We start from the raw sequence: 19204 nt of genomic DNA on the forward strand, positions 1-19204 counted from the left end.
CCTTGCGGCGCATAGGGACGCCCGCGCAGGTATTCGAACGTCTTTTCGTCCGGCGCCACCATGCCCATCTTGGCACCGAGCTCGATCGAGAGGTTGCAGATCGTGAGCCGGCCCTCGATCGGCAGCGCGCGGATCGCACTGCCGGCATATTCGACCGCATAGCCGGTGCCGCCGGCCGCGCCGATATGGCCGATCAGCGCCAGGATCATGTCCTTGGCGGTGACGCCGAGCGGCAGCTTGCCCTCGAAGCGCGCGCGCAGCGTCTTCGGACGGCGCTGGATCAGCGCCTGCGTCGCCAGCACATGGGTGAGCTCGCTCGATCCGATGCCGAAGGCGAGCGCCCCCAAGCCGCCATGGGTGCAGGTGTGGCTGTCGCCGCAAACGATGGTCGCGCCCGGCAGGCTCAAGCCGAGTTCCGGACCGATGACGTGGACGATGCCCTGGCCGGGCTGATCGACGTCGAACAGCGTGATGCCGCTCGCCGAGGTCTCGACCCGCAGCGCGGCCAGCAATTCCAGTCCGATCTTGCTGGTTCCGGCGCGGCCGGGCGCCGTGGACAGCGCGTGATCCGGCGTCGCAAAGGTCAGTTCGGGATTGTGGACCTTGAGGCCCCGGCTCTTGAGATCGAGCAGGCCGCGCGAACCGCCGAGGTCGTGCAGCAGATGGCGGTCGATATGAAGGAGGTCTGTGTCTTCGCTGAGGCGAGCAATGACATGCTGGTCCCAGATCTTCTCGAGCAAACTTCGGCCGGGCATCCGCCTTCCCCTGCTCTGTGCGTTTCCATGCGACTTGATCTTATTGACGCCAATCTGGGCCAAAGTTGTCGTCAAGTGAAGCGGTTTTGCCCTAACATCACATATGTGATGGAGGTGCCGTACTTGACCCACCGAGGAGCCAGCCATGCCGAATCCGAATAAGACGGCCATCGTCAAATCGGCCATGCGGACGTTTGCAGTTCTGGAGTTCTTCCGGAAAACAAAGCGGGCTGCTTCCGTGACTGAAATATCGTCCGCGTTGGAGATGCCGCAATCGAGCACGTCGGTGTTGCTTCGATGTCTCGTCGAATTGAACTACCTGGAATACGAGCGAAAGACCCGGCTTTTCATCCCGAGCTACCGGGTCAATCTGCTCGGTGACTGGATTCGTCGTTCCCCGTTCCGTGATACCAAGCTCACCGATCTGATGGAGGAACTCTGGACCGCGACGGGCGGCGAAACCGTCATGCTCGGACAACAGGCCGGCGCCGCCGGGATGCAGTATCTGCACGTTGTCCCCGGCGGCTCTCAGCTTCAGTACACGGCACAAGCCGGTCAAATACGACCGATGGTGCGGACCGCGCTCGGACATGTGCTGCTGAGCCAAATGCCGAATACCAAAATTCGCGGCATTATCCGGCGCAACAATGCCGAGGAGCCGAGTCAATCGGCGCGCGTTCGCGAATCCGCCTTTCTCGAGGAGGTCGAGCGCATTCGCCGCCGCGGCTATTCCGAGTCAGGCGGCCGCACGACGCCGGGCGCAAACACAATAGGCATGCTTGTTCCCCTGCCGAAGCGACGCGCTCCGCTGGCGATCGGCATTGGCGGGCCGATCGAACGCATCGCGGCAAAGCGCGCGCACATCATCGAAGTGATGCAGAGCCGGCTGAAGGAACTGACAGATGCAGCACCGTAGCCCGGATGTAGCGAAGCGTAATCCGGGCTACGGATACTGAATGTCTGTCTTCTCCTTCCCCCTGGAAGGGGGAAGGTCGGGATGGGGGTCTGCCACAGGCGGCGCTCTATGTGGAGAGAGCAGATCCCCACCCGCTTTGCTCTGGCGAGCAAAGCAACCTCCCCTTTTCAAGGGGAGGTTGGACCCGCTGCAATTAGATCTTTCGGATTTCGCCTTACGACGCGAGCGCTTCCTCCGGCATCACGGACGACAGATGCTGGCTCTCGGCGACGGCGCGGTTGGTGATGCGGCCGCGATGCACGTTGAGGCCGGCGCGCAGATGCGGATCCTCGACCAACGCGCGCAGTCCCTTCGCGGCCAGCGCCAGGCCGAACGGCAGCGTGGCGTGGTTGAGCGCGTGGCTCGAGGTGACCGGCACCGCGCCCGGCATATTGGCGACGCAATAATGCACGATGTCGTCGACCAGATAGGTCGGCGCCTGATGCGTGGTCGGCTTCGAGGTCTCGAAGCAGCCACCCTGGTCGATCGCGACGTCGACCAGCACCGCGCGGCGTTTCATGCCTGCAAGCTGCACGCGCGACACCAGCTTTGGCGCACTGGCGCCCGGCACCAGCACCGCGCCGATCACAACATCAACCGCAAAGACCTCCTGCTCGATCGCTTCCAGCGTGGCGTAACGGGTGCGGACGCGGCCGAGGAAGAGATCGTCGAGCGCGCGCAGTCGCGGCAATGAGCGGTCGAGAATGGTGACGTCGCTGCCGAGGCCTGCCGCCATCCGCGCTGCGTGGGTGCCGACCACGCCGCCGCCGATGATCGCAACCCGCGCCGGCGGAACGCCGGGCACGCCACCGAGCAGCTTGCCCATGCCGTCGGCGGATTTGCGCAGCGCGGCGCCCGCGGCCTCGATCGCGAGCCGGCCGGCGACTTCGCTCATCGGCGCGAGCAGCGGCAGCCCGCCATGCACATCCGTGACGGTCTCATAGGCCACCGCCGTGCAGCCGGAAGCGATCAGCCCCGCGGTCTGCGGCACATCGGGCGCGAGATGCAGATAGGTGAACAGGATCTGTCCCTCGCGCAGCCTGATCCATTCGGACGGCTGCGGCTCCTTCACCTTCACGATCATCTCGGCGACGGAGAACACCTCTTCGGCGGTGTCGGCGATCCGCGCGCCGGCCTGGGTGTAGACGTCGTCGCTGGCACCGATGCCGTCACCGGCGCCGCGCTGGACCACGACCTCGTGGCCGTGCGCCGCATATTCCCGCACCGAGGCAGGCGTCAGCCCGACCCGATATTCCTCGACCTTGATTTCCTTGGGCACGCCGATGCGCATGGTCCGCTCCTTGCTGGATTCGTTTCCGCCAGCATCAAGGCTATGCCCCGTCACATGGCGTTTCTCAGCGATTTCCAGCTTGCTCACAGTCAAATACGCTCATATCCTTCGCATTCAGCTGAGCTCTTGAAGGAAATCTGCGTGGACGGTCTCGATCGCATCGACCTCAGAATCCTCGCCGAGCTGGTCAGCGATGCGCGCGCGAGCCAGATCGAGCTTGCCGAGAAGGTCGGGCTGTCGCCGACCGCCTGCGCGCGGCGCATTCGCCATCTCGAGGAGATCGGCGTGATCCGCGGCTACCGCGTCGACCTCGAACCATCAGCGCTCGGCCTCGTGACGACCGTCGTCGTCACCATCACGCTGGAGAAGCAGAGCGAGGATTATCTCGCAGCCTTCGAGGCCGCGATCGCGCGCTGCCCCGACGTCGTGTCCTGCCATCTGATGTCGGGCAGCGACGATTATCATCTGCAGGTGATCGCCCGCGACATCGCCGACTTCGAGCGCATCCACAAGCAGCATCTGTCGCGGATGCCGGGCGTCGCCCGCATCCATTCCAGCTTCGCGATGCGCGAGGTGGTTCGCCGCACCATTCCCGAGACCGCGCTGCGCGGCTGACGGTCACGCACCACCGCGCACTGTCACAATCGGGCACTGTCACAATCGGATCTGCCCGGCTCGCTCCCACACGCAATTTTTAGTTCGTGATTCGCCGCCTTCTATGACAGAATTGCTACAATTCAATATCAATTCGGTTACACGCGGAGCGGTGAATGAGCATGGAGTGGCGGGCGCGGCCGGTTTCGCTGGCTTGGTCAAATCCAGTGGTCCGGTGGTGGAGCTTCCTGAGCCTCGTCAGCGCCGCCAACATCGCGATCTGGTTCGCGCTCTACCGCCAGTTCAATGAACAGGCCAATGGCAGCTTCAGCAACACCTCGGGCATCGGCCTGATGATGCTGCTGTGCGCGGCCTATGTGTTCGGCTGCGCCTTCCGCTCGGTCCTGCCGCGCGCCGACGTGCAGCGCATCTGCCTGTTCGACACCTGGCTGTCGAGCGTCATGGTCGGCCGCACGGTTGCCACCGTCGCCGAGGTCTGCTTCGCCGCGCAATGGGCGATCATCCTGCATCAGCTCGGCACCATGACCGGCGCCGAGACCACCGTGACCATCGCCTGGATCATCGTGCCGCTGATCGTGATCGCGGAATGCTTCTCCTGGTATGCGGTGCTGACCACCCATTATCTCTGCAATGCGATCGAGAACTCGATCTGGGCCGTGGTGTTCTTCCTGGTCGGCATTGCGCTGTGCCGGCTGCTGCCCGAGTTTCATGGCCCGGTGCGCTGGGCCTTCATCGTCGCGATCCTCGGCATCGCCGCCTTCCTCGCCTTCCTGATGACCGTCGACGTCCCGATGTATCTCAACCGCTGGCGCGCCAACCTCGCCGCCGGCGGCACCCTGCTGCATCCGCTCGAGGGCCTGCGCGACGTCAGCCGGCGCTGGGTCGTGACCCACGACATCGCCGAGTGGCGCGAGGAGATCGCCTGGATGTCGCTGTATTTCAGCATGGCGGTCTGGTCGAGCCTCGCGCTCTGCGTCGGCTATTCGCTCGAGGATCAGCTGCCGCGCTACCGCACCGAGCCTGCGATCGTTGCAACGACGCCGGCGCCGACAGCGCAGCACACCGCCACGATCGACGCGGCGGCGCCGTCGCGGAATTGATCGGCGACCGCCGCGCGCGGCTTGTCGCCGCCGGTGCTTTCGGAGTAAAGGCTGAGACGTCCCCGCTCATCCGTCAGCGCGTTCCATGCCCCGCATCACCATCATCGAAACCGGGCTCGTCAGTCCGCAATTCCGCGAGCGCCACGGCAGCTATCCGCAGATGTTTCAGCGGATGGTAACCACCGCCGATTCCTCTGTTACCTGCGACGTCGTCAGCCTCGCCAATGGCGAGACGCTGCCGGATCCGGCCGCATTGGATGCGATCCTGATCACGGGATCGGCCGCCGGCGTCTACGACGATGTCGAATGGATCGCGCCGCTCGAAGCCTTCGTGCGCGCCGCCCATGGCAAGCACATTCCAACCGTCGGCGTCTGCTTCGGCCATCAGCTGATCGCGCAGGCGCTCGGCGGCACGGTGCGCAAATCCGAGAAAGGCTGGGGCATCGGACGCCATGTCTATCGGATCGCGCCGGACAACGGGCTGATCGACGGCGAGACGATCGCCGTCGCCTGCTCGCATCAGGACCAGGTGATCACCCCGCCCGCCTCCGCACGCACCATCCTGTCGTCCGGGTTCACGCCGCATGCCGGCCTGCTCTATGCCAACGGCACGACGCTGTCGGTGCAGCCGCATCCGGAATTCACCGCCGACTATGCCGGCGCGCTGTGCGACCTGCGCCGCGGCCTCGCGCCCGATAGCGTGGTCGAGACCGCCAAGACCTCGCTGGCAGAGCCGCTCGACCACGCCACGCTTGGCGGCGCGGTCACGCGCTTCCTCACGCACGGGCGCAGCTAGCCCTTGCGCCACTGCGCGGCGGCGTCGCGGGCGAAATCGCGATAGGCCCGCGGCGCGCGGCCGAGCAGCTTGGTCAGGCGTGCCAGCTCGTCGGCCGTCGCGACCGCGCCGTCGCTCTGGTACCGGCCAAACATCAGGCGCATGTCGAGCGCGAGCCATGCCGGCATCGCCGCCTTGAAACGCTGCTCGATCGCCGCGAGATCGTCGCCGCCATAGCTGACCGCGCGGCCCAGCTCATCGCGCCAGATCGCAGCCGCGCCCGCACCGGTCACGACGTCGGGGCCGACCAGCGCGTAAGTCTCGCGGCCCAGCGGGGCAGACGCGCGCTCGCGGCGCAGCAGCTCGATCGCAGCCGCCTCGCCGATGTCGCGGATGTCGACCATCGAGATGCCCTTCGCGCCGATCGGCATGCCGTAGGCGCCGAAGTTCAGCAGCGGCTCCTTCAGCCGAAGATCGTTCTGGATGAAATAGGCCGGACGCAGGATGGTCGCGGGAAGATCGAGCGCCTCGATCATCCGCTCGACCGTGTGCTTGCCGGCGAAATGCGGCACGTCGGCATAGGCCTCGCCCTTGAACACCGAGAGATAGACGATGCCCTTGACGCCGGCCTCGCGTGCAGCGGTCAGCGTCAGCATCGCCTGGGTCAGCTCGTCGGCGGCGTTCGGCACCAGCAGGAACAGCGTGCTGACGCCAATGAGCGCCGCACGGGCCGAATCCACGTCAGCCAGATCGCCGCGAACGGCCGTCACGTGCAGCGGAAATTGCGCCTTGCCGGGCGAGCGCGTCAGGGCGCGAACCTCGACGCCGTGACCGGCGAGATGGTTCAGAACCTGGGTCCCGATGGTGCCTGTGCTGCCTGTCACCAGAATAGCCATGTCGAATACTCCTCTTTCGGGCAGACCGTCTGCCGTTGGGGAGAAGCTGGTCGTTCCAATTTTCCTTTGGAGATGCCATTATTTGGACATGCCGTCTCGAATATGGAACAGACTTGATGGACCTTCAGGCGCTCACCGATTTCAACCTGGTGGCCGCGCATGGCGGGTTCGGGCGCGCCAGCCGCGCTTCCGGACGGGCCAAGGCCACGCTGTCCCGGCGTGTCACCGAACTCGAACAGAGTCTCGGCGTCCGCTTGATCGAGCGGGGCTCGCAGAGTCTGCGATTGACCGACGAGGGCCGCGCGCTGCACGAGCGCACCAGCGGTCCATTGTCCGACATCGCGGAAGCCGGCGAAGCCGTAGTGCTCGGCGCGTCGACGCCGCGCGGCCGCTTGCGGGTCAGTGCGCCGGTCTTGCTCGCCCATGTCGCGTTCGGCCGGATCGGTGCGCGCTTTGCGCACGCCTATCCCGATGTCCAGCTCGAGATCGTCGCCGAGGATCGCCTGGTCGATCCGGTGGACGACGGCTATGACCTTGTCATCCGCATCAACCCGTCACCGGATGAACGTCTCGTCGGCCGCCGCTTCCTGCATGACGAGCTGCTGGTCGTGGCGCATCCTGATCGGCAACGACCGGCGACCTCCGCGCGCGATCCGGATGGCGTCTCCGTCGATGCCGTTGTGATGTCGCCGACGCCACCGGACACGGTCTGGCGCATCCGACATGAACGCGAAGAGATCACGCTCAGGCCGCGGCCAATGCTGCGTCTCTCATCGATGCTGATGATGCGCGATGCGGTGCTTGCAGGCGCCGGCGCGGCCTTGCTGCCCAAGCTGCTGGTCGACGACGACATTGCCGCGGGGCGGCTTGCCTATTGGGGAACGGATGCCCGACCTCCGGTCGAGATCTGGGCGCTACAGAGCTCGCGACGGCTGGTCGGCGCAAAGGTTCGCGCGTTTCTCGACGTCGTCGAGCAGGCGTTCCCGAACCGGGTGTTCGTTCCGCCGGCCTGAGTTGCAGCCCGGACGATGCGCCTCAGGTCATGCTGCCCGGCATGAAGCAGCGCACGCGCGGGTGGCCGTCGATATAGTGCTTCCACACCATGGTGCGCCCGACCTTGTTCGGCTCGGTGATCACGGCCTCGTTCGGCACGACAACCCATTCATTGTCGATGAGCACGCGATAGTGGCCGTGATCCGACTCCCAGTCGGGATCGGCGACCACATAGCCGTCGGCATCCGAGCAGCATTGCCCGTAGCCGCTGCGCAGGCTCTCGAACCAGGGCTTTAGCGGTGAATTGGCGTAGCGGCCGTCGTCGCGCGCCAAGGCCGGTGATACGAGGCAAATCGTCCCAAGCAGCAGTGCCGCACGTATGATGACGTGCATGTCGTCTCGTCTCCGCAGATTTTGATCCAGCTGCGGGCGCGCGTCACGCATTGTTCGCCCGCGACATGACCGTCGCGGGCGAGAACACGGCACAACCGCGCCCCAGCACCTGACGCTGAACGATGCAAGAGCAAGGCCAGACGGGATGCCGGAAGACTACTGTCAACGAAAGTATAGGGCGTGCAGCACGATCAACGACTCACTGCTGCGACGTCGGGGACGAGCGGCGGTGCGCTGCGCGACGCCGCCTGCAGCGCGCATTCGACGAACCGGCGCGGCAACAGCGAGGCGTTGGAGCGCATCGCCACCAGCATGCGGCTCTCCGCATCCGGCGTGTCCAGCGGCTTCGCCACCACATTCATCACGCCGGCCTGCTGGTAGCAGGACGGCAGGATCGAAAGGCCGATCCCGGCCGCGACCAGGCTGAGCACGGTGCGCAGTTCATGCGCCTCCTGCGCGATCCGCGGCGCAAAGCCGGCGCGCCGGCACAGCATTGCGGCCTGGTCGCCGACGCCGCAGCCGCTCTCCGCCATGCCGACGAATTCGTGCTCGGCAAGGTCGGCGACGCTGAGCTTGTCCGGAGCGGCGAGCGGATGATCGATCGGCAGGAACACCATCAAGCGGTCGCGCCAGACGACATGAACCTGCAAGTCCGCCGCGGGCCGGAAATCCAGCGGCGGCCGCATGATCGCGACGTCGAGCTCGGCGTCAGCCAGCGCCTGCAACTGCTTTGCCGTCGACATGTGCCTGAGCTCGATCTTCACCCGCGGATAGCTGCCGCGGAAACTGCGGAACAGTTCGGCGAACATGTCGAGCATCGGAACCGAGTCGGTGAAGCCGACACGGACCGCGCCGGCTTCACCGCGCGCGGCGCGGCGCACCGCCTCCGACGCAAGGTCGAGCTCGCTGACGGCACGCCGTGCGTGTTCCAGCAGCAACTGGCCGGCCTGGGTGAGTTCGACCGCACGCCGTGTCCGCGACAGCAGCTTCGTGCCGAGCTCCTCCTCCATCGCCTTGATCTGCGTGCTCAGCGGCGGCTGGCTGACATGCAGCCGCTTGGCGGCGCGGCTGAAGCTGAGCTCCTCGGCCACCGCGATGAAGTAGCGAAGCTGCCTGTAATCCATCGCTTATTCCGTTTCCCTATAAGTGACGGGTCAAAGCGGTATTTGACCTCCCAGGACCGTTTCTCGATCTTGGCGCCAAAACGCGGATGCTCCAAGGGGCAACACGCGCAGCCGGTCAGCCATGCGAAATCGCCGCGAATAACAGGCGCTCCGCCCGGTTCGGATCACAGGCGCGACAACAAGAAGCAAGGGAGGAATCCAATGGGCCAAGGGTCCGTCACTGAGCTCGAACAGCAGACCATCCGCCGCGTCTATTGGCGGCTGATCCCGATCCTGTTCGTGATGATGTTCTTCAACTATCTCGACCGCATCAATCTCGGCTATGCCGGGCTGACGATGAACAAGGACCTCGGCCTCAGCCCCGCGATCTTCGGCTTCGCCGCCAGCATCTTCTTCCTCGGCTACATGGTGCTCGAGGTGCCGAGCAACCTGATGCTGCACCTGCTCGGCGCCCGGATCTGGCTGGCACGGATCCTGATCACCTGGGGTCTCGTCGCCGCGCTGACAGCCTTTGTCTGGAATCCGCTCAGCCTCTACGTCATGCGGTTCGGCCTCGGCGTCGCGGAAGCCGGCTTCATGCCTGGCGTGGTGCTTTACCTCACCTACTGGTTCCCGGCGCGCTATCGCGCCCGCGCGGTGGCGGGATACATCATCGCCGGCTCGTTCTCGGCGGTTTTGGGCGGGCCGATCTCGACCAGCATCATGACCTGGTTCGATGGCGCTGCCGGTCTCCACGGCTGGCAATGGATGTTCCTCGCCGAGGGCGTGCCGACCATTCTGCTCGGCCTGTTCACGCTCTATTATCTCACCGACCGCCCGGCGAAGGCGAGCTGGCTCACCAAAGAACAGGCGGCCTGGCTGGAGGGCGAACTCGCCGCCGAGCGGGCCGAGATCGAACAACAGGGGCAGCACAGGTTGATCGAATGCGTGCTCGATATCCGGGTCTGGCTGCTGGCGGCGCTGTTCGGCTGCGCATTGGTCGGGATCTACGGCCTCTTGCTGTGGCTGCCGCAGATCATCAAGGGCATGGGCAATCTCAGCAACATCCAGGTCGGCTTCCTCTCGGCGATCCCGCCGCTGCTCGGCGTCATCGGCACCATCGTGGTCAGCCGCAGCTCGGACAAGACCGGCGATCGCAAGTTTCATCTCGCGGCGGTCTATCTGCTGGCCGCGGTTGCGATGCTCGGCAGCGCCTATGTGGCGAGCCCGGTGCTGGCCTTCGTGTTCCTCTGCATCGTCGGCTTCAGCCTCAATGCCGGCAATCCGCTGTTCTGGAGCATCAACGCCTCGCTGCTGACCGGCGCGGCCGGTGCCGCCTCGATCGCGCTGGTCAACACGCTGGCGCAGTTCGGCGGCCTGATCGGGCCGTGGTGCATCGGCCTGATCAAGGACTCCACCGGAAGCTTCTCCTGGGCATTGGTCGGGATCGCCGGCTTCCTGCTCGTCGCCTCCGCCATCGCCGCCACCATGCGGGTCAAGCCGCGCGAGACGGAATTGACGGGCGCGATCCCGTCATCCGTCGCACACTGACACCCCTACCAAGGAAGCAACCATGATCATCGATTGTCACGGCCACTACACCACCGAGCCGGCCAAGCTGCAGATCTTTCGCGACAAGCAGCTCGCGGGCCTCGCCGACAAGTCGCGCCGGCCCCTCACCACCAATCTCGGCATCACCGACGACGAGATCCGCTCCAGCGTCGAGGGCGCGCAGCTTCGCCTGCAAAGGGAGCGCGGCACCGACGTCACCATCTTCTCGCCGCGCGCCGCCGGCATGGCGCATCACGTCGGCAAGGAAGCGACCAGCCGCGAATGGACCACGATCTGCAACGACCTCGTGCACCGGGTCTGCACGCTGTTCCCGCAGAACTTCGTCCCCGTCTGCCAACTGCCGCAGAGCCCGGGCGTCAAGCCTGCGAACTGCATCGAGGAGCTGGAGCGCTGCGTGACGCAGCTCGGCTTCGTCGGCTGCAACCTCAACCCCGATCCGGCCGGCGGCTATTGGTGCGATCCGCCGCTGACCGACGAATGGTGGTATCCGCTGTATGAGAAGATGGTCGAGCTCGACGTGCCGGCGATGGTCCATGTCTCCTCGTCTTGCAATCCCTGCTTCCACGGCACCGGCGCGCACTACCTCAACGGCGACACCACCGCCTTCATGCAGTTCCTGACCTCGGACCTGTTCAAGCGCTTCCCGACCCTGCGGTTCATCATCCCGCATGGCGGCGGCGCGGTGCCGTATCACTGGGGCCGCTACCGCGGCCTGGCGCAGGACATGAAGCTGCCGCCGCTGTCGGAGCATCTCTTGAAGAACGTGTTCTTCGACACCTGCGTTTATCACCTCCCCGGCATCGAGCTGCTGACCAGGGTGATCCCGGTCGAGAACATCCTGTTCGCGTCCGAGATGGTCGGGGCGGTGCGCGGCATCGACCCTGAAACGGGTCATCACTTCGACGACACCCGCCGCTATATCGACGCGCTGCCGCTGAGCGCTGCGGACAAGGCCAAGATCTTTGAAGGCAACGCCCGCCGCGTCTATCCTCGCCTCAACGCCCATCTCGACCGCCGCGCGCATTGAACGTTGCCGAGACAACCACTCCAACTCCTCATCCTGAGGAGCCCGCGAAGCGGGCGTCTCGAAGGATGCAGGCCCCAACCGGGCCACATGGTTCGAGACGCGCGTTCCGCGCTCCTCACCATGAGGGTCCAACCAAGCAGCAAGACCGACAATCGACTTCAACCAATCAATCTCGGAGAAAACCGATGGCCATAGGATTTGCTATTCACAAGGCGAAGCGGAAAGTGTCGCCTGACCTCGTCGCGCGCTACCGCACGCTGCCGGTCGCCAATATCAGCGATTCGATGTCGCGGATCGCGGGCACCAACCGGCTGCGGCCGATGCATAAGGGCGGCTGGCTCGGCGGCCCGGCGCTGACGGTCAAGACCCGGCCCGGCGACAATCTGATGGTGCACAAGGCGATCGACCTCGCCCAGCCCGGCGACGTCATCGTCGTCGATGCCGGCGGCGTCCTGGTCAACGCCATCATCGGCGAGATCATGTCGACGCTGGCCGAGAAGAAGGGCGTCGCGGGCTTCGTGATCGACGGCTCGATCCGCGATGCCGGCGCGATCCGCGCCGGATCATTCCCGGTGTTCGCCGCCGGCGTCGCCCATCGCGGCCCCTACAAGGACGGCCCGGGCGAGATCAATAGCGCCATCTCGATCGACGGCATGATCGTCGAGCCCGGCGATCTCGTCGTGGCCGACGACGACGGCGTGCTCTGCGTGCCCTATGACGACGCCGAGGCCATCTGCAAGCTGACCGAGGCCAAGAAGGCGACCGAGGAAAAGGCCATCCAGCAAATCCTCGCCGGCACCAGCGACCGCCGCTGGGTCGACGAGGCCCTGCAACGCCTCGGCTGCGAGTTCAAGGACTGAGATGGACGCCGATGCGGGACGCTGCTCCGGCGTCCCGCAATCGAGCGTCGCCGAATGCGACAAGCGCGGTCGAATCGCGCGTCGTGCCATGCCGGTTCCCTGCCGGATCGGTTCCCGGCGAACGGCCAGCCTCTCCTGACAATCCCCTCACACCGTAATATCCTTCCGGTTTGCGGGAGAATGAGGTGGCTCGATGGAAGATATCGAAGTCTTTCTCGCGGTCATCGAGGCCGGCAGCCAGACGGCGGCCGCACGTCGGCTGGGCCGCTCATTGCAATCGGTCAATCGATCGCTGATGACGCTCGAACGCAGCGTCGGCGTCGAGTTGGTGCGACGTACAACCCGGCAGTCGTTCCCGACCGAAGCGGGATTGGCGTTCTATCGGCGCGTCAAGCCTGCCGTTGCGGAGATCAGCGAGGCACGTCTCGAAGCGGCAAGCCAGCGCGCCGAGCCGTCGGGCCTGCTTCGCATCGCCGCGCCGGTGCAGTTCGCGTCGGCGTTTGTCGTGCCCGTCATCGCGGACTTCATTGCCCGCTACCCCCTGATCAAGGCTGAACTCAAGGCCTCGGATCGAGCCATCGATGTTGTCGGCGATGGCTTCGACATCGCCATCCGGATCAGGGAGTTGCCGGATTCGTCGCGCAAGGCCCGACGGCTTGGTGAGATTCGTACCGTCGTCTACGGCGCGCCGCGCTACATCGCCCGTTACGGACGCCCGGATCATCCCGACGATCTCTCCCGCCATCAATGCGTCCTCCGCACCACCAGCGAGGGCGAGCCCGCGATGTGGCGGTTTCAGATCGATGGCAGCATCAGGACGGTTCGGGTGAATGGCTGCTTCGAGACCGACAACACCGCGGCGCTCTGCGCAGCGGCACGTGACGGCCTCGGCCTCGGATACGGACCGTTCTGGCAGGTCCGTGATCTCGTCAACGATGGCGCGATCGAAATTGTTCTTGAGGAGTTCGAAGCACCGCGAATGCCGATCCATGCGGTGTTCCCGCCAAGCGGCATGCCGGCGGCAAAGACGCGCCTGTTCGCCGATATCCTGGTCGATCGACTGAAGCACGAGCAGCTTTAGACACTGGCGCGCGCCATCGCCATTCTCTCGGCAAACGGGAAGGTGCTTCCCGCCAGGCGCTGATTGTCCGGCAAGCGGGCCGAACCCATTGTGCGGGTGAGCGGCAACGAGGCTTGCCGCATCATGCACATGAGGAGGCCCCATGACGAACAGGCGTACCCTGCTCCGCGCAGGACTTTGCGCGGCCGCAGCGTTGTCGTCTCGCGCCACCCACGTGACGGCGCTCGCGCAGGCTCAGGGCTGCGACGGGTCCGCGGCCGACGGCGAGCTCAGCCAATTCGCGTGCGACCTGCTCCCGGCGGCTGGTGCGCTCAGCGACGACAACAACGACCGCGCCGCCGTTTCCCGCGATTTCGGCAACATCGTTCAAGGCCAACCTCGTGCGGTGCTGAAGCCTGCCTCCGCCACCGATGTCGCCCGGCTGGTTCGTTGGGCCGGCAAGTCAGGGCACAAGATAGCGGCACGCGGGCAGGGCCATTCGACCTATGGCCGCGCGCTGATAGAAGGTGGCGTTGTCATCGACATGACCTCGCTCAACGCGATCCACCACATTGCGGGTGATCGTATTGTCGTCGATGCCGGCACGACGTGGGAACGCGTGCTCGAAGCGACGCTGGCGCAAGGCCTCACGCCGCCGGTGCTCACCAACTATCTCGGCCTTTCCGTCGGCGGCACGATCTCCGTCGGCGGAATCGGCGGCAGCTCGTCGCGCCATGGCATGCAGACAGACCATGTTCTCTCGCTGGACATGGTTACGGGAACCGGCGAGCAATTGACCTGTTCGCCGCAGTCGCACGCCGATCTGTTCGATGCCGCCCGGGCCGGACTCGCACAGTGCGGTCTCATCACACGGGCAACCCTGAAGCTGGTGCGCGCGCCCGAGCGCGTCCGCCGATACCAGCTTTTCTACCGGGACCTTGCCTCGCTGGCTGCAGATCAGCGCCGCGCGCTTCAAGACGATCGCTTCGAGCAATTACAGGGCGCCATTCTCCCGGCCGGCCCCGGACGCTGGCGCTACCAGCTCGAAGGCGCCGTGTTCTACGACAAGGGTTCGCCGCCAAACGACGGCGCCGTGCTTGGATCGCTGTCCGACGACCGCAATACCGCAGTCATCACCGATCTGGCCTATCACGACGACGCGCTTGCCTTCGCGAAATTGGAAGCTCTGCTCAGGTCGAAGGGGTTGTGGTCGAGCCCGCACCCCTGGTTGTTCACGTTTCTGCCCGACGGCAACGCCGAGCATCAGGCCGACGGGATGATCGGCCGCCTCTCGGTTGAGGAGATCGGGCCGCTCGGGCGAGTGACCTTTTATCCCCTGAACACGCGCGCGTCGGGCACGCCGCTGGTGCGGTGGCCCGATGGCAACATCGCCTTCTGCTTCAACATTGTTCACATGCTGGCGTCGGCAGATGCGGCAGGGGTTGGTCAGACGCTGTCGAAGAACCGCCTATTTTACGAGCAGATCCGCGGCGCGGGCGGCGTCCAATATCCCGTCAGCGCGCTTCCCATGGCGCCGGAGGATTGGGAACGTCACTTCGGCTCGGCCTGGCCGAAGCTGCGCGACGCCAAGCGGCGTTACGATCCGGCCAATCTGCTGACCCCCGGCTACAATCTGTTCTGATCCCGACGCCGCGTGAACAGAAGTAGCACGCCGACCGAAACCGGCCGGTATGCAGCCGGTTGGTCCCGCGAGGGATGGAATCGGGAATTTTTCCCGATTCCAGATGGAAAAGAATCCCGGTCCCCCGGGATTGATCTTGTTTGCCAAAGCCACGCCGCTCCCGCAGTCTCCGAGCCAGGTTCGTCGGGGATAAAAGCCGAACCGCGACTTAGGGGTGGGCGTCATGGCTGGTGCGTTGTTGCGTACGGCAACACGTTTTTTGTCTTCTTCGGTCTATACGCGCGGCGCTGCGGCCGTGCTGGCTGTTATTGGCTCTGCACTGCCATCGACTGTCCTGCATGCTCAGACGGCCGATCCGGCCCCCACTGAACTGCCGCCCGTCAACGTGATTGCGCCCACACCTCTGGCCGGCACCCGCAGCGCAAGGCCCGCGGCACGGCCGGTGGTTCGGACCACGCGAACCGCGCGAACCCGAACCGGACCTGTTGCTCCGGCAGCGGGACCCGATGTCGGCACCGCTGCACCCGGCCCCTCCGACCGCGACTCCACCCTGATTGATCGCGACAAGGTCCCGTCCAACACCGCGGTGATGACGACGCAGGATTTCAGCCACAACTACTCGACCAACTTCCTCGATGCTGTGAACCGCAAGCTGCCCGGCGTCACGCTCGGCGACCAGACCGGCAATCCGTTCCAGCGCAATCTCGACTACCGCGGCTTTACCGCCTCGCCGGTCCAGGGCACGCCGCAGGGCATCGCGGTCTATCAGAACGGCGTGCGCATCAACGAATCCTGGGGCGACGTGGTCAACTGGGATTTCATCCCGGAAAAGGCCATCGACAGCGTTGCGCTGTTTCCCAACAACCCGGTGTTCGGCCTCAACGCGATCGGCGGCGCGTTGAGCATCCAGATGAAGAACGGTTTTACCTATCAGGGCTCCGAGGCCGAATTGTTCGGCGGCTCTTACGGGCGCGTGCAGGGCAGCGTGCAGGCTGGCGGCCAGAGGGACAACATCTCCGCCTACGCTGCGTTCGAATCCGCGTATGATCGCGGCTGGCGCGACTACGCCAATTCGTCGCACATCAACCGCATGTATGTGGATGTTGGCGCACGCAACGACGACACCGAATTTCACGTCAATTTCACCGGCGCCAGCAACCTGCTCGGCAATGTCGCGGCAACGCCGGTGCAGATGCTCAATCAGCGCTGGTCGAGCGTCTACACCTGGCCGCAGACGACGCTGCTTCAGCTCGCCTTCGTCAACGCGACGCTGAACCACAATTTCTCCGACACCTGGTCCTTCCAGGGCAATGCCTATTTCCGCGGCTTCCGGCAGAGCCATGTCGACGGCAACGGCACCGACGTGCATGCCTGCGACGGGGGAGACAGTTTGTGCATCGGCGACGACCTGCCGATTTTCGGTCCGGCCGGAGGTCCCTCGGTTCCGAACACGCTTGGCAACGCCTTCCTTGGCGAAGTCGACCGCAACCGGGCCGCGACCAACAGCTTCGGCGGCACGGCCCAGCTGACCAACTCGGACAAGCTGTTCGGGCACGACAACCACGTCGTGATGGGCGTCAGCGTCGACCACGGCAACACGAAATTCACGGCGACCAGCGAGCTCGGAACGATCGATCCGAACAACCTGTTCGTGACCGGCACCGGCATCTTCATCAACCAGCCCGATGCCGGTCTCGCGCCGGTCGACCTGCGCGCCACCAACACCTACACCGGCGTCTATCTCACCGATACCTTCGACGTGACGAACAGGTTCTCGGTCACTGCTGGTGGGCGATTCAACTATGCCCAGATCGATCTGCAGGACCAGACCGGGACAAATGACCAGCTCAACAGCAGTAACCGATTCCAGCGCCTCAACCCGGTGATCGGCGGCACCTACAAGATCACGCCGAACCTCACCTTTTATGCCGGCTATTCAGAGGCCAACCGCGCGCCGACGCCGCTCGAGCTCGGCTGCTCCGATCCGGCCCGCCCCTGCGTCATCGATTCCTTCCTGGTGTCAGATCCGCCGCTCAAGCAGGTGGTGTCGCACACCGTCGAGGCCGGCTTCCGCGGCACTTGGGGCAACGACGCCAGGACCGGCATGCTGAGCTGGGGCCTCGGCGCGTTCCACACTCTGTCCGACGACGACATCATCCGGGTGCAGAGCCCGATCGGCACAGGCAATTTCGGCTATTTCCAGAATGCGGGGCAGACCCTGCGGCAGGGCATCGAAGCCAAGCTCGATTACCGCGTCAATCGCTGGAACGCCTATGCCAACTACACCTTCATCGATGCCACCTATCGAAGCGCAAATACGTTGCCGGCTCCCGACAACCCGAACGCCCTGACCGACCCGAACAACGATGACGTCCGGTTCATCAACGTCAAGCCGGGCGACCATATCCCGGGCATTCCGGCGCACCGCTTCAAGGCCGGTGTCGAGTACCTCGCCACCGACGCATGGAAGATCGGCGCCGACGTCAACGTGGTCGGCAGCCAGTGGCTCGTCGGCGACGACACCAACCAGAGCCAGAAGGTCCCGGCCTACGCGGTCGTGAACCTGCACACCTCCTACAAGATCACGCCGAATATCGAGGTGTTCGGCCTGATCAACAACGTCTTCAACCAGCATTATTATCTCGGCGGCGCGTTCTACGAGACCGGCGGTTTTGCCAGCGCCGGGGCTGCGCCCAACCTGATGGCCCAGCTGACCGATCCGCGCACCTTCATCCCCGGCATGCCGCTCGCCGCCTATGCGGGCATCAGGGCGAAGTTCTGAAGTGCGAAGAAGTCAGGTTGAAGCGGCCCAGCGACGCGAACTGGCGGCATCTCTCCCGCTTGCGGGTAGAGCAAACGCATGTGCGTCTTCGCCGGCCGCGCAGCGGCTTGGCCTCGTGGTTCGAGACGCGCCGCAAGCGGCGCTCCTCACCATGAGGGTTTACAGTTTAGCTGCGAAACAAGACGTCATCCTGAGGAGCCCGCCAACGGCGGGCGTCTCGAAGGATGGCCACAGGGAAGTAACGCGCCAGGGTTTTTCCCGTATGTGATGCGACCTCCCCCCGCAAGCGCAGGGCGATAGCCCGTGGCGAGGGGCGTCTGCACGATTTCTGAATAATGGAAGAATGCCACTGATTTGCCCGACGAGTCAAGTTGCCGTGTCCGCCGGCGGCCGTCGGCTACTTTGCATGGGGTTGTTTTCGATATTTTGGCAGTGCGTCCCTGCGATGGCAGGCTATCGCATCCGGCTAGGCCTCAGTTCATCAGCGCCTTACGCCACCGTCCCGCCGTCGACCGGCATCGCGATGCCGGTGACGAACGACGCCTTGTCCGACAGCAGGAATACCGCGACCTCCGCGATCTCCTCGGGACGCGCCGCGCGGCCCATCGGATTGCGGGTGACCGCGGCCTTGATCAGTTCCTCCGCATCGGCCTCGTTGTGGCCCGCCTGGTCCGGCCGGTTGACGAACACCCGCAGCATCGGCGTGTCGATCGCACCGGGGCAGATCGCATTGACGCGGACGCCGTCCTTGGCGTGGCGCTTGGCGAGCGCGCGCGCCAGCCCAATCACGCCGGCCTTGGCCGCGGAATAGGTCGGGCTCCACGGCGAGCCGACCAGGCCCGAGGTCGATGCGGTGAACAGGATGCTGCCCTGGCGCCGCGCGGTCATCTGGCCGAGCGCCGCGTTGGTGGTGATCAGCTGCGAGCGCAGATTGAGATCGACGCTGAGATCCCAGCCTTCCAGATCGTCGATCACGGACGGACCGGGAATGCCGAGATGATTCCACACGCAGTCGAGCGCGCCGAATTCCTTCACCGTCGCAGCGACGATATCGCGCGCGAAGCCGTCGTCGCGCAGATCGCCGGCCAGCGCCAGCGCGCGCCCACCGCCCTTTTTGATCTCGTCGACCACCGCCTTGGCGCCAGCCTCGTTCTGGTCGACCACCGCGACCGCCGCGCCCTCGCGCGCGAGGATGCGCGCCCCGGCGCGGCCGGCGCCCGACGCTGCGGCGGTGACGAGTGCGATCTTGCCCTGCATGTCCATGTTTCGATCCTGACTGTGCCCGTGACTTCGAGCCTTCTTTGGTTCTGACGTTCTGGTTGAATCAGGACCGCAGCGCCGCGGTCTTGCGCTGACGCGCTAAAGCATGATCCGGAAAAGTGCGT

17 protein-coding genes are annotated in these 19204 nt (G+C 65.1%); 11 read left to right on the top strand and 6 right to left on the bottom strand.

Going from position 1 to position 19204, the window contains the following annotated elements; translation table 11 throughout:
* A partial coding sequence (locus tag IF803_RS21105) for an aconitase family protein (RefSeq protein WP_461193337.1) occupies positions 1 to 755 on the bottom strand: 755 nt, incomplete at its 3' end.
* A gap of 145 nt (positions 756 to 900) precedes the next feature.
* Here IF803_RS21105 and IF803_RS21110 point away from each other — a divergent pair.
* A complete protein-coding gene (locus IF803_RS21110; RefSeq protein WP_461193338.1) occupies positions 901 to 1671 on the top strand; it encodes an IclR family transcriptional regulator in 771 nt (256 codons plus the stop codon).
* 214 nt (positions 1672 to 1885) lie between these two features.
* On the opposite strand, the gene ald is transcribed toward IF803_RS21110, so the two are convergent.
* On the bottom strand, positions 1886 to 3001 hold the full coding sequence (ald, locus tag IF803_RS21115; RefSeq protein WP_461193339.1) for an alanine dehydrogenase: 1116 nt from the start codon (positions 2999 to 3001) through the stop codon (positions 1886 to 1888).
* 126 nt (positions 3002 to 3127) lie between these two features.
* Here ald and IF803_RS21120 point away from each other — a divergent pair, with 126 nt between their 5' ends.
* The 3 genes from IF803_RS21120 (at position 3128) to IF803_RS21130 (ending at position 5512) form a co-directional block, all read left to right on the top strand.
* A complete protein-coding gene (locus tag IF803_RS21120) occupies positions 3128 to 3616 on the top strand; it encodes an Lrp/AsnC family transcriptional regulator (protein ID WP_028333294.1) in 489 nt (162 codons plus the stop codon).
* A gap of 161 nt (positions 3617 to 3777) precedes the next feature.
* On the top strand, positions 3778 to 4716 hold the full coding sequence (locus IF803_RS21125) for a hypothetical protein (RefSeq protein ID WP_461193399.1): 939 nt from the start codon (positions 3778 to 3780) through the stop codon (positions 4714 to 4716).
* 85 nt (positions 4717 to 4801) lie between these two features.
* Positions 4802 to 5512 carry a type 1 glutamine amidotransferase gene (locus IF803_RS21130; RefSeq protein WP_461193340.1) on the top strand — a complete coding sequence of 237 codons (711 nt, stop codon included), beginning with the start codon at positions 4802 to 4804 and terminating at the stop codon, positions 5510 to 5512.
* On the opposite strand, the gene IF803_RS21135 is transcribed toward IF803_RS21130, so the two are convergent.
* On the bottom strand, positions 5509 to 6387 hold the full coding sequence (locus tag IF803_RS21135) for an NmrA family NAD(P)-binding protein (protein WP_461193341.1): 879 nt from the start codon (positions 6385 to 6387) through the stop codon (positions 5509 to 5511). The two genes, IF803_RS21130 and IF803_RS21135, sit on opposite strands and share 4 nt — an antisense overlap.
* A 116-nt stretch (positions 6388 to 6503) precedes the next feature.
* On the opposite strand from IF803_RS21135, the gene IF803_RS21140 reads away from it, so the two are divergent.
* On the top strand, positions 6504 to 7400 hold the full coding sequence (locus tag IF803_RS21140) for a LysR family transcriptional regulator (RefSeq protein ID WP_461193342.1): 897 nt from the start codon (positions 6504 to 6506) through the stop codon (positions 7398 to 7400).
* Between the two features lie 22 nt (positions 7401 to 7422).
* Here the strand turns inward: IF803_RS21140 and IF803_RS21145 are convergent, their stop codons facing one another.
* Together IF803_RS21145 and IF803_RS21150 are read right to left on the bottom strand one after the other, a co-directional pair.
* Positions 7423 to 7773 carry a hypothetical protein gene (locus IF803_RS21145; protein WP_461193343.1) on the bottom strand — a complete coding sequence of 117 codons (351 nt, stop codon included), beginning with the start codon at positions 7771 to 7773 and terminating at the stop codon, positions 7423 to 7425.
* A gap of 191 nt (positions 7774 to 7964) precedes the next feature.
* On the bottom strand, positions 7965 to 8897 hold the full coding sequence (locus IF803_RS21150; RefSeq protein ID WP_461193344.1) for a LysR substrate-binding domain-containing protein: 933 nt from the start codon (positions 8895 to 8897) through the stop codon (positions 7965 to 7967).
* A 201-nt stretch (positions 8898 to 9098) separates the two neighbouring features.
* On the opposite strand from IF803_RS21150, the gene IF803_RS21155 reads away from it, so the two are divergent.
* The 6 genes from IF803_RS21155 (at position 9099) to IF803_RS21180 (ending at position 17819) form a co-directional block, all read left to right on the top strand.
* Positions 9099 to 10427 carry an MFS transporter gene (locus tag IF803_RS21155; RefSeq protein ID WP_461193345.1) on the top strand — a complete coding sequence of 443 codons (1329 nt, stop codon included), beginning with the start codon at positions 9099 to 9101 and terminating at the stop codon, positions 10425 to 10427.
* Positions 10428 to 10449: 22 nt separating this feature from the next.
* Positions 10450 to 11475: an amidohydrolase family protein gene (locus IF803_RS21160; protein ID WP_253607049.1), complete on the top strand. Its 1026-nt coding sequence runs from the start codon at positions 10450 to 10452 to the stop codon at positions 11473 to 11475.
* A gap of 185 nt (positions 11476 to 11660) precedes the next feature.
* Positions 11661 to 12335: an RraA family protein gene (locus IF803_RS21165; RefSeq protein WP_461193346.1), complete on the top strand. Its 675-nt coding sequence runs from the start codon at positions 11661 to 11663 to the stop codon at positions 12333 to 12335.
* Between the two features lie 193 nt (positions 12336 to 12528).
* Positions 12529 to 13416 carry a LysR family transcriptional regulator gene (locus tag IF803_RS21170; protein WP_461193347.1) on the top strand — a complete coding sequence of 296 codons (888 nt, stop codon included), beginning with the start codon at positions 12529 to 12531 and terminating at the stop codon, positions 13414 to 13416.
* Positions 13417 to 13558: 142 nt separating this feature from the next.
* Positions 13559 to 15037 (top strand): FAD-binding protein, encoded by a 1479-nt coding sequence (locus IF803_RS21175; protein ID WP_461193348.1) that lies wholly within the window; start codon positions 13559 to 13561, stop codon positions 15035 to 15037.
* Positions 15038 to 15479: 442 nt separating this feature from the next.
* Positions 15480 to 17819 (top strand): TonB-dependent receptor, encoded by a 2340-nt coding sequence (locus tag IF803_RS21180; protein WP_461193349.1) that lies wholly within the window; start codon positions 15480 to 15482, stop codon positions 17817 to 17819.
* A gap of 489 nt (positions 17820 to 18308) precedes the next feature.
* Here the strand turns inward: IF803_RS21180 and IF803_RS21185 are convergent, their stop codons facing one another.
* Entirely contained in the window at positions 18309 to 19082 is a 774-nt protein-coding gene (locus IF803_RS21185) for an SDR family NAD(P)-dependent oxidoreductase (RefSeq protein ID WP_461193350.1), read from the bottom strand.
* Positions 19083 to 19204 lie beyond the last annotated feature (122 nt).

Source organism: Bradyrhizobium sp. UFLA06-06 (assembly GCF_054820065.1).

What these genes read in the sequence shown, in the direction of transcription:
- IF803_RS21175 (WP_461193348.1), top strand. Translation starts at nt 13,559, where the DNA reads ATGACGAACAGGCGTACCCTGCTCCGCGCAGGACTTTGCGCGGCCGCA.
- IF803_RS21165 (WP_461193346.1), top strand. Translation starts at nt 11,661, where the DNA reads ATGGCCATAGGATTTGCTATTCACAAGGCGAAGCGGAAAGTGTCGCCT.
- IF803_RS21185 (WP_461193350.1), bottom strand. Translation starts at nt 19,082, where the DNA reads ATGGACATGCAGGGCAAGATCGCACTCGTCACCGCCGCAGCGTCGGGC.
- IF803_RS21150 (WP_461193344.1), bottom strand. Translation starts at nt 8,897, where the DNA reads ATGGATTACAGGCAGCTTCGCTACTTCATCGCGGTGGCCGAGGAGCTC.
- IF803_RS21155 (WP_461193345.1), top strand. Translation starts at nt 9,099, where the DNA reads ATGGGCCAAGGGTCCGTCACTGAGCTCGAACAGCAGACCATCCGCCGC.
- IF803_RS21130 (WP_461193340.1), top strand. Translation starts at nt 4,802, where the DNA reads ATGCCCCGCATCACCATCATCGAAACCGGGCTCGTCAGTCCGCAATTC.
- IF803_RS21170 (WP_461193347.1), top strand. Translation starts at nt 12,529, where the DNA reads ATGGAAGATATCGAAGTCTTTCTCGCGGTCATCGAGGCCGGCAGCCAG.
- IF803_RS21145 (WP_461193343.1), bottom strand. Translation starts at nt 7,773, where the DNA reads ATGCACGTCATCATACGTGCGGCACTGCTGCTTGGGACGATTTGCCTC.
- IF803_RS21140 (WP_461193342.1), top strand. Translation starts at nt 6,504, where the DNA reads ATGGACCTTCAGGCGCTCACCGATTTCAACCTGGTGGCCGCGCATGGC.
- IF803_RS21135 (WP_461193341.1), bottom strand. Translation starts at nt 6,387, where the DNA reads ATGGCTATTCTGGTGACAGGCAGCACAGGCACCATCGGGACCCAGGTT.
- IF803_RS21125 (WP_461193399.1), top strand. Translation starts at nt 3,778, where the DNA reads ATGGAGTGGCGGGCGCGGCCGGTTTCGCTGGCTTGGTCAAATCCAGTG.
- IF803_RS21110 (WP_461193338.1), top strand. Translation starts at nt 901, where the DNA reads ATGCCGAATCCGAATAAGACGGCCATCGTCAAATCGGCCATGCGGACG.
- IF803_RS21160 (WP_253607049.1), top strand. Translation starts at nt 10,450, where the DNA reads ATGATCATCGATTGTCACGGCCACTACACCACCGAGCCGGCCAAGCTG.
- ald (WP_461193339.1), bottom strand. Translation starts at nt 3,001, where the DNA reads ATGCGCATCGGCGTGCCCAAGGAAATCAAGGTCGAGGAATATCGGGTC.